Here is a 12,015-nt window from a genome sequence, read left to right as displayed (position 1 = left end):
TTAAATTGCCTTCCTTTCAAGAAATGCACTGCCTGTTTCGACTTCTAAAGTGTTTTGTGAGGGTTCAAGTTCTTGAATCGTACTACCCATCTCAACTTCAGATGTATCTTGTGGTACTTCAATATCTTGAATTGCACTATCGACCAAAACGGTGTCGGTTAAAGCAGGCTCTACTGCAGGTGGAGCTACCACATCGACAGGTTGCTCTGCTTCTGACGGAGGTGATTCAAGTGTAGGTATCGTATCAGGCTGATTGACATCATTATTTTCTAAAACGGTAGCATCATCGCTAGGTACAGCATCATTGCTGTCTAAAAGTGAATCTTCAGTTGGTGATGTATTGCCATGATCTGTACTGCCACCACTCAAACCACCACCATTGGATGATACATCGCCATGATCTAGCTCTAAATTCACAGGAGGTTGATCGGTAATGGGTGCAGATGGTGCGACAGGTTGCTCTACTCCGCTGCCAATGCCTTCATTTGTAGTCGGTTGATCTTCTTGGCTGACATTTTCTGCCCCCAACACATCAGTGACTTGAACCGTGCTTGACTGAGAGCCTGAACCCGATGAACAGCCTGAGATACTCATGGTCAATAAACACGCCACACTCAGTGGCTTTAAAGAAAAGTTTTGCTTTTTATCTAAAATCATACCGTACTCAATCAAAATGATGATAACGCAAGATTTATTGATGATTGATCACGTAAAAAATTAAGCAGATTTTGCTCAGTCTAAATGGCATATTTTTTTAAGATAAAGACAATCAGTTAAGCCCCCCAAAATTATTTTTCTTAACTTGACTACTTTAATGCGACAGCTTAATCAGCTTTTTCAGCCTTATAAAACATAAACACTGCCATATAACATTCAAACCAAGCAAAACCCCAAATCTGCTTAATTTTATCCCCAAATGTTCTGCAATCGAACTCAATAAACTGATCGCATTATAGGCTAATTTTTCCATATATTAAAAAATATTTAAAATAATTTGTTAAAAATCAATAACTAAACAATAGAATAAACTCACACTCTAAAAATTATTTCTTATACAACACACAGAGCTTTGTTAGATTTTGCACAAGCACACAACTTGCCCTATAAATGCAGAAAAGTTGAAAAGTCCCTTAAAAAATGTGTAGCAGATAACGCAACTCGTGGATCGTTTCGCCATTTTTTAACTCAAACTGTGAAGCAGGTGGGATTGATGCAAAATTGATGAAAAATTAAAAATAAAGTTGAACGTCATGGCTAAAAACACAAAAGGCATATTTCAACTTGCATGAATTGCAAATGAAATATGCCTATATGGATCACATGACTATTTTATCGTGTTTAAATTATAGTGTTCTAAAAGTGCTGAGGCTAATTTTTGCCTATTAGCCTTTTTTCACCAAATAATGAAATTCTTTATTGCCTTGCTCATCTAAGCGTTCTTCTTGCAATAACAACTCATGCCCCAAATGCATGCAAAATTTTGGAATATCCCAAGACGTCGAATTGTCAGTTGCAAACACTTCAACCACATCGCCAGACTTAGATTTGCGAATGGCTTGATGCAACATCATCACAGGTTCAGGGCAACGCAAACCACGGGTATTCAGTTGAATGCTAGGTGTGACAGAAAGTTCAGACATGCACAGACTCGGTATTAAAACATCGGGCTAGTTTAGCATAAAGCGCAGCCTTGTTTTATGTGTTCCCGCTACGCATAGCAACACATCTCGTGACGTAATTGCCGTCATTTTCTCCCAAGATTAGCAATAGACAACTGTATTTTCTAAGGTATGATTAAGCTAAGTTTTTTAGATATAAAGAGTCTTTAGGAAAGATCATGCACGAGGAATCAGGCCCATCGTGGGGTATGCGTGGCCTAAGAAAATGGTTAGGCACTGCACCAGAAACCCGCGATGAATTGCTAAAATTAGTACAAGATTCACGTCGTTTTTTAGAACCCGATACGGTGGCAATGCTCGAAGGTGTTCTGGATTTACCTGCCACCAAAATCCGTGAAGTCATGACCCCACGTACCGCCATGATTAGCTTACAAGAAGATGATGAGCTACTCGACATTTTGCATGTACTGGTCGAATCGGCACATTCACGTTTTCCTGTGTTCTCATCTGACCAACCCGACAACGTGGTGGGGATTTTATTAGCAAAAGATTTATTGCCTTTACTGACTGAACAAAGAACCAAAGTCGATATTCGCGCCTTAATGCGTCAGCCGTTATTTGTGCCTGAAAGTGCTCGTTCAGACCAAGTATTGCGTATGCTCAAAAACACCCAAACCCATATTGCAGTGGTGATTGATGAGTATGGCACCACTTCGGGCTTGGTTACTTTAGAAGATATTTTAGAAGAAATTGTCGGTGAAATTGAAGATGAACACGACAATATTGACGAAGAAGCAGAATACATCATCCCCGATCACGACCCAAAAACGGCAAATACTTGGTTAGTACAAGCACTTACACCAATCGAACATTTTAATAATGTTTTAGATGCAGATTTTTCTGACGATGAAGTAGAAACTGTGGGCGGTTTATTGCTTCAGGAAATTGGTTTGGTGAGTGATTTGCAAGGACAAGTGATTGTGATTGGCAACTGGGAGTTTACCATTCTTGAAGCAGATGCCCGCACTATTCATCTGATTCGAGCCGTACGTCAATGAGGACTTTTTTTTCCAAGCTGTCTAATCCTGCAGAACATCAACAACTGCCCTTAATTTATCCATTAATCATTGCCCTATTGGCAGGTGCAGTGTTTAGTTTGGCACTTGCTCCCTATCATTACTGGTGGATTGCCTTACTTTCACCTGCTTTGCTGTATGCGACTTTAAGCAAACGCACCCCGAAACAGGCCTTTTTGATTGGTTGGTCTTACGGGATTGGGTTGTGGTTTGTCGGAGCATTTTGGCTCTATACATCCATTCACGTCTATGGCGACACCAATGCCTTTTTAAGCGTGCTGATGATTGTCATTATGGCGCTGTTGATGGGTTTGTTTACTGCCGTACAAACGTGGTTATATCGTCGGTTTTTCCCTGAAACACCACTGACTTTTGCACCGCTATGGGTATTTTTTGAATGGGCGAAAACTTGGGTCTTTACAGGTTTTCCATGGCTGTTTGCAGGTTATGCCTTCACCGAACGCTTTTTGGATAGCTATGCACCGTTGTTTGGTATTTTCGGGGTGTCTTTTGTGGTCATCTTGCTGGCCTGTGCGTTGGTTGAAGTCCTTAAAAAGCGTATCTTCTGGCTGATTCCATCGGCAATTTTACTTTTGGGTGCATGGGGTGCAGCACAACTCAGTTTTGTAACTGCAAAATCTGAAAAGCCACTCTCGGTTTCTCTGATTCAAGGCAACATTCCTCAAGACTTAAAGTGGCTAACCGAATACCAAATTAAGACCTTGGAAATTTATACCCGCTTGACCCGAACTGAATGGGGACGCGACATTATTGTCTGGCCTGAATCATCCATTCCAATGTTCCAGACCGATATTGAACCGTTTTTGGATGCCATGAAAACACAGGCTGAAAAAACGGGCAGTTCGTGGGTGACAGGTATTCCGTATTGGGACTTGCCTGAATCACAAGTGCAGCAACATCCAATGTATTACAACAGCATTATGGCAACGGGAGATGCGGCTGAAGGCTTGTATAAAAAGCAGCGTCTGGTGCCTTTTGGTGAATATATTCCGCTTTCAGGCTTACTGAGTTGGGTACTACCTGCGATGCAAAATGACCCATCCATGAGTGGTTTTTCACGTGGAGCGTCTGAGCAAAAACCGCTTGCAATTAAACAGCATCATTTGGGGGCAGCCATTTGTTATGAGGTGGCTTATCCGAACCTGACCCGCCGCAATGCTAGCCAAAGTGACTTTTTGGTAACAGTATCCAATGATGCTTGGTTTACGGGTACTGCAGGGCCATTGCAACATTTACAAATGGTACAAATGCGCGCCAAAGAAAATGGACGCTGGTTTGTTCGTGCCACCAATACAGGTGTGACCGCATTTATTGACCATCATGGGCATATTGTCAAACAAGCGCCAATGGATCAGGAATTTGTGCTGCGTGGTGATCTGCCTGCCATGCAAGGTCAAACACTGTATACCCAACTCAGCGATTGGCCTGTGCTGATTTTCTCATTGCTGTTGTTAATTATGGGGTGGATTTATCGACCACGTCAGGTGGATGTGTCGTTTAAATCACGTCGTTAATAGTACTGTTCAATAGCGGCTAGAAATAACCATTCATAAAAAAACCGAGCATTAAGCGCTCGGTTTTTTTTGGAGTTCACTGAATCAATATATAGACTCAACTCATCTTCTATTAAGGCTGATAATAAATGTCGGCATCGGTACCTTCACCACCCTGCTGACCATCTGCACCAAAAGAATATAAATCAAATGGACGACCTTCTGAACCCGGAATCACATATTGGATGTCATTATCCCAACTGTCTTTCGGATAGCCCCCTTTCACATAACCGCCTGGCAACCAGTTTTTAGCCGAAGCAGGCTGATTCACCAAGGCATCTAAACCACCGTCTTGCATTGAAGGATATTTTTGATTATCGAGTTTGTATTGATCGAGTGCGCCAGCCACACCTTTTAAAGTAATAACCGTAGTATCTACTTTGGCTTTTTCACCACGTCCCATTACGTTCGGTACGATTAAAGCCGCCAACACACCTAAAATTACAATCACCACCATGACTTCAATCAGGGTAAAACCAGACTGTTTACTCGGTTGCTTCTGTTTCATTCAATCTCTCTCATTTATTTATATCAATTCGACATTTATTTTAGATTCTGTTTGAAGAACGATGCTTCAAAACGATTTAAATCATATTGTTCATATTCACAATTGGCAGCATTACCGCAATCACAATCACCAGTACAATACTCGCCATCAGTACCAACATCAACGGTTCTAATAATGCCAACAGGGTAGAAATCAGTGTGGTCACTTCACGGTCTTGCATGTCTGAAGCACGTGACAGCATACGGTCTAACTCGCCCGAGGCTTCACCACTTTTGATCATTTGTACCATCATCGGTGGGAAATAACCACTGCGCTCTAATTGCGTCGCCAAGTTACCACCTTCAGTGACTTTTTCTGCCGCCAAATTGACCGCATCACGAATGACCCAGTTGTTACTGACCGCAGCACCAATATTTAGCGCATCCACCAAAGGCACACCCGACTGAGTCAAAATAGACAAGGTACTGGCAAAACGCGCGGCATTAATCCCACGTGATAATTTTGCAAATAACGGCAACTTTAAGGTTAAACGGTCAAAGGCATAATGCCCTGCGGTGGTGCGTAAAAAACGCACCAACAACAATACCCCCACCACAGAAGCCACCAGTAAAAACGGCCATGCAACACGAATAAAATCACTGGCTTTCATTAATGCCACGGTGATCCACGGCAAGGCATCTTTGCTCTGATCAAAGGTTTTAACAATATCGGGTACGACATAAGTCATTAAACCCATCACAATCGCAAAAGACATCAGCATTAAAATGATGGGATAAATCATCGCCCCTTGAATTTTTTTCTGCATGGCAAAGCGGTTTTCGGTGTAATCTGCCAATTGTTCCAGAATTAAATCCAAATGCCCCGAACGCTCGCCTGCGGCAATGGTGGCAATATATAAGTCTGGAAAACGCCCCGATTGTTGTAAAGCATTGGCCAGTGAATAACCTTCCAAAACTTTGGAACGCACCGACATCAGCAAATTTTGCACATGGGCTTTTTCACTTTGTTTACCCACAGCGCGAACGGCTTCTTCCAAAGGAATCGCAGCAGCCACCAAAACCGATAACTGACGGGTCAGCAAAGCCAAATCATAGGCGGTGATTTTTTTCTGAAACCATTGTTTGCCACTGTGTTTATCTTTTTGTTCAACGGTATCGACACTGACAGGAATCCATTCTTTGTCACGTAATTGCTGACGGATTTGTCGTGCAGAATCACCCTCTAAAACACCTTTTTGCTGCTTCCCTGAAGCGTCAATGGCAGTAAATTGATATGCTGGCATTGTAATGCTCTAATTTTCCAAAATTTCTTGCAACGCAGTTGCGTCTGACCACTAAAATCATTCATATTCTTAGATATAAATTCTGTGCTCACTCTAACACATGCCAAAGTCGAGCACGAAGCAATTTTTCACAGGACGATACGACTTTTTCTATGCCAGATTCCACTTTAGACCCACAGCCTGTTTATCGTATTCGAGTGGCTGTACCCGTATATCTTTACGACTGCTTCGATTATATGCTCAGTGCAGCACAATATCAGCAAGCAGAAGTGGGCGCGCGGGTCTTGGTTTCTTTTGGTCGGCAAAACTTGGTCGGAATTATTGTCGAAAAACTGGCACTCGACACCCCAATTGATCCACGTTTTAAACTCAAAGCCATTAGCGAACTGTTAGATGAGCAAGCGATTTTAGACCCTAAAGTTTTAACTTTGTTGACATGGTCGGCACAATATTATCAATTCCCGATTGGTGAAGTGATGCAAAGTGCCTTACCTAGCTTATTGCGCCAAGCCAAACCCTATAATTTATTGGCACGTACTTGGAAATTGTTGGATGCACATGCCGAAGCTAAAATTACACGCTCAGAAAAACAACAAGAAGCCTATAAAATTTTAAAGCTGCATCCTTCGGGAACTTCTGAAAATATTTTAAATTTGGCAGGCATTGAAACAGCAACCCTAAAAGCCTTGGCGAATAAAGAAATTTGCGCATGTGTTTTGGAAGCCCAAGATTTTAGCCCAATGCCAGTGACTTTGGCGCAAATGCCTTTAACCCCTAATCCAGATCAGAAAAAAGCCATCGACAGCGTACTTAAAGTACGGCAGCAATATAAGGCATTTTTACTGGATGGTTTAACGGGTAGCGGTAAAACTGAAGTGTACTTACACATCATGCATGAGGTACTAAAACAGGGCAAACAAGTGTTGGTGTTAGTACCTGAAATTGGTCTAACGCCACAAACCATTAGCCGTTTCCAATCGCGTTTTCACTGCCACATCGCCCTCTTACATTCAGGTTTAAATGATTCCAAGCGTTTGCAGGCGTGGCAAGCCGCACAAACGGGCAAAGCCTCGATTATTTTAGGTACACGTTCTGCGATTTATACCCCATTGCCAAATTTAGGCTTGATTATTTTAGATGAAGAACACGACCTGTCTTTTAAACAGCAGGAAGGTTTTCGCTACCATGCCCGTGATGTTGCGCTCTATCGTGCCCATCTGGAAAATTGCCCTGTTATTTTAGGTTCGGCAACTCCAAGCATTGACAGCTATGCACTAGTCGATCAAGGCAAAATGCAATGTCTGGAATTAAATCAACGCGCGGGCACGGCACTCATGCCCAAAATCCACCTGATTGATTTAAAAATTGCCAAAAAACAGCACGGTATTAGCCAACAATTGATTGATGAAATCAAAAAACGCTTGGCTAAAAAAGAACAAGTTTTGGTGTTTTTAAACCGACGCGGCTATGCACCCGTATTGATTTGTGAGAGCTGTGCATGGCAAGCCAAATGCCCACATTGTGATGCCAACTTTACCCTGCATCATCAACCTTATGTGCATTTACACTGCCACCATTGTGGGACAATTCACCGCAAACCTGAGCAATGCCCTGCCTGCAACCATGAAGAACTCAAACCTGTGGGCATGGGCACCGCCAAAGTGGAAGACAGTTTAAATGAACTGTTCCCAGATATAGATGTGATTCGGGTAGATCGTGACTCAACCAGTCGTGTTGGCAGTTGGCAAAAAATTTATGACCGTATTCAACGCAGCGAACCACTGATTTTATTGGGCACGCAAATGCTGGCCAAAGGGCATCATTTTCCGTATGTGACATTGGTGGCAATTTTAGATATTGATTCAGGCTTACTTAGTGTGGATATTCGCGCACCTGAACGCACGGCTCAACTGATTGTGCAAGTGGCGGGACGTGCAGGGCGTGGTGAGCATAAAGGTGATGTTTATTTGCAAAGTGTGCGTCCTGATCATCCACTTCTCACCACATTGGTCGAGGGAGATTACCGCAAGTTCGCCAAACAAAGTTTAAAAGAACGCAAAGCTGCACAATTACCGCCTTATCGTTACAGTGCTTTGATTCGCTGTGAATCTAAAAGTCAGGAATTAAACCAGCAATTTTTACAACAACATGCACAATGGCTTAGAGAACATTCAGAACAATTAATTGAAATTTGGGGGCCGATTCCTGCGCCAATGGAACGTAAAGCAGGACGTTTCCATGCACACATGGTGTTGTTGTCTAAAGATCGGGCACGCTTACATTTTTATATCAGGAACTGGTGGCAAAATATGTTGCATGAAAAGCCATCCAGCATGAAACTAAGTTTAGATATAGATCCGCAAGAATTTAGCTAATACTGTAAATTGAAACTTAGCTGTATCAGCACTTATTTCAATAATCCACCGCTTTAAACTTTGGATGACCACATGTCCTTATTGTTACAAATAACCATTTTTCTAGGCGCTTCATTGGTTTTGGTTCCCTTACTAAAACGCTTTGGTATTGCGACCGTATTGGGCTATTTGTTTACAGGCATTTTGCTAGGGCCTAGCGTATTCAATATTGCCAGCGACCCCGATGATATTCAGGAACTGGCAGAATATGGTGTGGTGTTCCTGATGTTTATTATTGGCTTAGAACTGCGTCCACAACGGCTGTGGGAAATGCGCAAGCCCATTTTTGTTTTGGGTAGTTTACAGGTCGGCATCACGGGTATTCTACTTGCAATCTTGGCTTTTTTTGCCTTACAGCAAGGCATTGCCTCAAGTGTGGTGATAGGTTTTGCACTGGCACTTTCCTCTACAGCCTTTGTGCTACAAATGTTGCAAGAAAAGCAGCAACTCAACAGCAGTTATGGACAACAATCCTTTTCCATTCTGCTGTTTCAAGATATTGCCGCCATTCCTTTAATTGCCATCATTCCCATGTTAGCAGGTGCAGAATCGACTCATCATGGCATTGCTTATTTTGCTGCAATCATGGCGACCTTTAGCGGTTTGTTCTTATTTAGCCGTTATCTCATGCGTCCATTTTTTCGTTTTGTGGCTAAAAGTGGCGCACATGAACTGATCACTGCTGTCGGTTTATTCATTGTACTTGGCGTGGTCAGCATTATGGATGTGCTGGGCATTAGCACCACCTTAGGTGCATTTTTAACAGGCGTATTGTTGGCAGATTCCGAATTTAGACATGAGTTAGAAGCCAGTATTGCCCCATTCAAAGGCTTATTGCTAGGCTTATTTTTTATGACCGTCGGGATGAGCACCGAACTGGCAATCTTAATGAATACCCCTTGGCTGATTGTAGGCGGTGCATTGCTGCTCCTGCTCATCAAACTGATTAGCCTCACGGCCATTGCCCGTTATTTCCAATATTCTTGGCGCAATAGTTTGTTGTTGGCGACTTGCTTGGCACAAGGCGGTGAGTTTGCCTTTGTGGTGCTCAGTGTCGCACAAAGTGAAAGTGTGCTCAGCCAAGCCATGCTGCAACCCCTGACCTTAATTGTGACTTTATCGATGGTGCTGACCCCAATTTTATATTGGTTGATGAGCAGTCAAATTATTCCTCGCTTAGAACGTGAAAAATCGCCTGAATATGACGAAATTCCCGATACACATCACCCCATGATTATTGCGGGTTTTGGTCGTTTTGGACAAATTATTGCCCGTGTGGCGTACTTGCAGCATCTGCACTTTACTGCCATCGACAGCAATATGGATAAAATTGATTTTGTGCGGAATTACGGCGGTAAAGTCTATTATGGCGATGCCACTCAACCTGAAATTTTACGTGCCGCAGGCATCGAGCATGCCAAAATCTTTATTCTAGCCATTGATGATATTGAAGACTCAATGAACGTGGCACGGCATATTCGCCTGAATTATCCAGCGCTAAAATTACTGGTACGCGCTCGTGATCGTCATCATGTGCACTTATTGCGCGATTTAGGCGTTACCTATATTTGGCGTGAAACGTATTTATCCTCTTTAGGCATGGCCTATCAGGCTTTGCGCGATTTGGGCATTAATGAAAAAGATGCCTATAAAAGCATTGAGTTGTTCCGTGATTATGATGAACAACTCTTGGCACAACAGCAGCACATTTATACCGATGAACAAAAAGTATATGAAACCCATCGTAACGCTTTGGCAGAACTGGAACACCTGTTTGAAAGTGATGCACAAAACCGTGAAATGCCCTTGGGTGTCGATTTAAAACGCGGCTTGCATAGCAGTCATATTGATGTAACACGTGATGCAGCAAACTGACTTGTGTTTTACAATATTGCCACCATTAAAACAGGGTTATGGAGAATTTTATGTCTGATTTACGCCAACGCTTTTTTATTGAAGATAGCCCTGTTCGTGGTGAAGTAGTTCATCTCGAAGAAGCTTTGCAAACCATTTTGAAACAACGTGATTATGTGCCTGCGGTACAAGTGTTGTTGGGAGAAATGCTTTGCGCCACTGCCCTACTGGCCAGTACCCTAAAAATTAAAGGGCGTATTAGCTTACAAATTCAGGCATCTGGCACATTTAAATGGGCCATGGCGGAATGTAACCACTTGGGTGAAGTGCGTGCGTTGGCAGACTACGAACAAGACCCGCGCTTTTTAAGCGCTGAAGACAGCAGTACCGTCCTGAAAAGTTTGGTCAGCCCTGTACTGTTTATTAATATCGAGCCTGAATTTGGTGAGCGTTATCAAGGTATTGTGCCTTTGGACAAAGCCAATTTAGCTGAATGTTTAATGCAGTATTACGACTTATCGGCACAAATTCCAACTCGTATTGTGTTGGCAAGCAATGCCGAACGTGCGGGCGGTTTGCTGATTCAATTGTTGCCGCGTAACAGTGAAGAAGAACAACAACGGGTCGATGAAGATTTATGGCCGCGTGTGACCATGCTGACTGAAACCTTAAAAGCGGAAGAATTGACTGATTTAGACGTCAATGAAATTTTGTACCGTTTATACAATGAAGAACAAGTGCGTTTGCCTGAAGTGGAAGCCTTACGTTTTGGTTGCACTTGCTCCAAAGAGCGCTGTGCCAATGCCTTAATGCAAATTGGTGTTGCTGCGGTACGTGAAACTTTGGAACATCAGAACCCTATTACTATGGATTGTCAATTCTGCAGCACACAATATAGCTTTAGTGCCGAAGAAGCCTTAGGTTTATTTGGAGAACATCTCAGTTAAATGGCATGGTGAATACCATGATTAATATGTGATGCAATGCTGAAAATTCATCAAAAATGAGCAGTACATTCTGCTCATTTTTTATTTACGTGATGACCATCGTCAAAACCTATTATTTTATTACTTTTCATGTGATTAATTTCACAAAACTTTCATGCAATTACTAGAAAATACCGCGTAAATTGGGTATAAATAATCCCATATTTTTTTTATGCCTTTATATATTTTAGGCTGCTTCTTCTCTGGGATATTGATTTTATGAACACCCTGTTCTTTTCTCGTTTAGCATTCATCAGCGCGATTTGCTGTTCAAGTTTAGCTTATGCAGCCAATGCAGACCCACTTTTGGGCAAATGGAAAACATTAGACTACCGCACAGGTTTTTCATTGTCTGACGTAGTCATGAGTAAAGATAAACAAGGTGCGTATGCCGCTACGATTATAGAACTACGTGCGGTTCCTGGCGCACCGCGTTTGGAAAATTGCACACTCTGTACGGGTAAAAATAAAGATAAGCCACTGTTAGGTTTTGTGCCATTAAGTCACTTAAAAGCTACGCCAAGCAATCAAATTGAATTTTATGAAGGTGACTATTTAGACCCGCGCACAGGTAAACAATATAAAACTCGTGCACGTTTAAGCAGCAATGGCAAACATTTAACCCTTTATAATGTAGACCTTGCCACCAATGCCAGCCGCAAAATGACGTGGGTGAAATACTGATTTTATTCCTCACCAATG

At 42.4% G+C, this 12,015-nt stretch carries 10 protein-coding genes; 6 read left to right on the top strand and 4 right to left on the bottom strand.

Features of this window, described 5'->3' with window-relative positions; translation table 11 throughout:
* Positions 1 to 657 carry a hypothetical protein gene (locus VF675_RS01345; protein ID WP_131261088.1) on the bottom strand — a complete coding sequence of 219 codons (657 nt, stop codon included), beginning with the start codon at positions 655 to 657 and terminating at the stop codon, positions 1 to 3.
* Positions 658 to 1,382: 725 nt separating this feature from the next.
* Positions 1,383 to 1,640, bottom strand: coding sequence for a sulfurtransferase TusA (tusA, locus tag VF675_RS01340; RefSeq protein ID WP_178318649.1), 258 nt, complete (start codon positions 1,638 to 1,640; stop codon positions 1,383 to 1,385).
* 197 nt (positions 1,641 to 1,837) lie between these two features.
* Here tusA and VF675_RS01335 point away from each other — a divergent pair, with 197 nt between their 5' ends.
* Positions 1,838 to 2,677 carry a CBS domain-containing protein gene (locus VF675_RS01335; protein WP_004975954.1) on the top strand — a complete coding sequence of 280 codons (840 nt, stop codon included), beginning with the start codon at positions 1,838 to 1,840 and terminating at the stop codon, positions 2,675 to 2,677.
* A complete protein-coding gene (gene lnt / locus VF675_RS01330; RefSeq protein ID WP_004975952.1) occupies positions 2,674 to 4,230 on the top strand; it encodes an apolipoprotein N-acyltransferase in 1,557 nt (518 codons plus the stop codon). Before VF675_RS01335 ends, lnt begins: the two co-directional genes overlap by 4 nt.
* Before the next feature lie 112 nt (positions 4,231 to 4,342).
* On the opposite strand, the gene gspG is transcribed toward lnt, so the two are convergent.
* Both gspG and gspF read right to left on the bottom strand, forming a co-directional pair.
* Complete coding sequence (gene gspG / locus VF675_RS01325; protein WP_004975950.1) at positions 4,343 to 4,777, bottom strand: type II secretion system major pseudopilin GspG; 435 nt, start codon at positions 4,775 to 4,777, stop codon at positions 4,343 to 4,345.
* A 76-nt stretch (positions 4,778 to 4,853) separates the two neighbouring features.
* A complete protein-coding gene (gene gspF / locus VF675_RS01320) occupies positions 4,854 to 6,059 on the bottom strand; it encodes a type II secretion system inner membrane protein GspF (protein WP_004975948.1) in 1,206 nt (401 codons plus the stop codon).
* Positions 6,060 to 6,211: 152 nt separating this feature from the next.
* On the opposite strand from gspF, the gene VF675_RS01315 reads away from it, so the two are divergent.
* The 4 genes from VF675_RS01315 to VF675_RS01300 all read left to right on the top strand — a co-directional run bounded on the left by VF675_RS01315 (position 6,212) and on the right by VF675_RS01300 (position 11,997).
* Positions 6,212 to 8,434 carry a primosomal protein N' gene (locus tag VF675_RS01315; protein WP_440204638.1) on the top strand — a complete coding sequence of 741 codons (2,223 nt, stop codon included), beginning with the start codon at positions 6,212 to 6,214 and terminating at the stop codon, positions 8,432 to 8,434.
* A 72-nt stretch (positions 8,435 to 8,506) separates the two neighbouring features.
* A complete protein-coding gene (locus tag VF675_RS01310) occupies positions 8,507 to 10,348 on the top strand; it encodes a monovalent cation:proton antiporter-2 (CPA2) family protein (RefSeq protein WP_154321101.1) in 1,842 nt (613 codons plus the stop codon).
* Positions 10,349 to 10,398: 50 nt separating this feature from the next.
* Positions 10,399 to 11,274 carry an Hsp33 family molecular chaperone HslO gene (gene hslO, locus VF675_RS01305; protein WP_004975941.1) on the top strand — a complete coding sequence of 292 codons (876 nt, stop codon included), beginning with the start codon at positions 10,399 to 10,401 and terminating at the stop codon, positions 11,272 to 11,274.
* A 258-nt stretch (positions 11,275 to 11,532) separates the two neighbouring features.
* Positions 11,533 to 11,997 carry a DUF2147 domain-containing protein gene (locus VF675_RS01300; protein ID WP_004975938.1) on the top strand — a complete coding sequence of 155 codons (465 nt, stop codon included), beginning with the start codon at positions 11,533 to 11,535 and terminating at the stop codon, positions 11,995 to 11,997.
* The last annotated feature ends 18 nt before the right edge of the window (positions 11,998 to 12,015 follow it).

It is taken from the genome of Acinetobacter sp. Lyrl_1 (assembly GCF_051948795.1).
Taxonomy (GTDB): domain Bacteria; phylum Pseudomonadota; class Gammaproteobacteria; order Pseudomonadales; family Moraxellaceae; genus Acinetobacter; species Acinetobacter towneri.
The sequence above is the reverse complement of the archived record's forward strand: the minus strand, read 5'-3'. Positions and strand labels throughout refer to the sequence as shown.

Bases quoted from the DNA above. Each gene is read 5' to 3' on its own strand.
- VF675_RS01300 (WP_004975938.1), top strand. From the start codon at position 11,533: ATGAACACCCTGTTCTTTTCTCGTTTAGCATTCATCAGCGCGATTTGC.
- tusA (WP_178318649.1), bottom strand. From the start codon at position 1,640: ATGTCTGAACTTTCTGTCACACCTAGCATTCAACTGAATACCCGTGGT.
- gspG (WP_004975950.1), bottom strand. From the start codon at position 4,777: ATGAAACAGAAGCAACCGAGTAAACAGTCTGGTTTTACCCTGATTGAA.
- VF675_RS01315 (WP_440204638.1), top strand. From the start codon at position 6,212: ATGCCAGATTCCACTTTAGACCCACAGCCTGTTTATCGTATTCGAGTG.
- VF675_RS01345 (WP_131261088.1), bottom strand. From the start codon at position 657: ATGATTTTAGATAAAAAGCAAAACTTTTCTTTAAAGCCACTGAGTGTG.
- gspF (WP_004975948.1), bottom strand. From the start codon at position 6,059: ATGCCAGCATATCAATTTACTGCCATTGACGCTTCAGGGAAGCAGCAA.
- VF675_RS01310 (WP_154321101.1), top strand. From the start codon at position 8,507: ATGTCCTTATTGTTACAAATAACCATTTTTCTAGGCGCTTCATTGGTT.
- lnt (WP_004975952.1), top strand. From the start codon at position 2,674: ATGAGGACTTTTTTTTCCAAGCTGTCTAATCCTGCAGAACATCAACAA.
- hslO (WP_004975941.1), top strand. From the start codon at position 10,399: ATGTCTGATTTACGCCAACGCTTTTTTATTGAAGATAGCCCTGTTCGT.
- VF675_RS01335 (WP_004975954.1), top strand. From the start codon at position 1,838: ATGCACGAGGAATCAGGCCCATCGTGGGGTATGCGTGGCCTAAGAAAA.